The organism is Geobacillus sp. LYN3 (assembly GCF_003064505.1).
GTDB classification, from domain to species: Bacteria; Bacillota; Bacilli; order Bacillales; family Anoxybacillaceae; genus Parageobacillus_B; species Parageobacillus_B toebii.
Map to the genome: position 1 here is coordinate 1181 of NZ_QCWL01000063.1, position 802 is coordinate 1982.

General features: G+C 34.8%; 2 protein-coding genes. Both read left to right on the plus strand.

Annotation, left to right across the window (positions count from 1 at the left end; translation table 11 throughout):
* On the plus strand, positions 1 to 212 hold a 212-nt coding region (locus DCC82_RS18465; protein WP_233253093.1), incomplete at its 5' end, for a transposase.
* Between the two features lie 275 nt (positions 213 to 487).
* Complete coding sequence (locus DCC82_RS17075; RefSeq protein WP_233253094.1) at positions 488 to 715, plus strand: hypothetical protein; 228 nt, start codon at positions 488 to 490, stop codon at positions 713 to 715.
* Positions 716 to 802 lie beyond the last annotated feature (87 nt).

Sequence of the window (802 nt, forward strand, 5' to 3'; positions counted from 1 at the left end):
TTTGTCCTTGTTCCGCTGTTCGTGCCATCGCAAAATCACTCGTCAAACGAACAGACGAAATTATATCGTGCATTTTATCCCATTATTCGAATGGGAAGATGGAGGGAACGAATAACAAGATCAAGCTGATGAAACGTCGGGGATACGGATACCGAAATATCCAGCGTTTTGCACTGCGGGTTCGGCTAGAAACAGCTAACATACTTTCATGACAGGTGCAAGTACATCTTTTGGTGATGAACCTAATTTTTTACTTTTATAATAAAAAATGTAGATTAAATTCTATATACCTGAATCCGTGACAGCAGCTCATCAAAAGAACCGTAAAACATAATCATATCAAGGGGTTAGCCCAGTTTCGGATGTTCACTTATTGAGTGAAAAGCAAAAAGTGTGATATTTGTTGATTTATCAAGCTTTCTCAGCAGTTTGAACGCGTTTTTATCACGGATTCAGGTCTATATAATAAAAAAAGGAGGAATTATCTATGTTAACTAAAACAAATAACCAATTAAGATTATCTATGTTTGTAATTATTTCTAGTTTAGTATTGGTATTTAGTACATTACTCGCTCCACTGAAATCCGAAGCTGTAACTTCCAATGGTATTCCGGATCATTCAGAAATAACTAATATTGTGATTGCATATACTAAATTCGATGAGAAGAAAAATAAGATTGTTATTACAAATAAGAAAGAGTTAAAGGAACGATGATGTATAAAATTTTGTGGTAACTATTCACCCCAGTGCTAGTGTATAAAAAAGCCCAGCACAAATAGGGCATTTCGGTCATAGAAAATG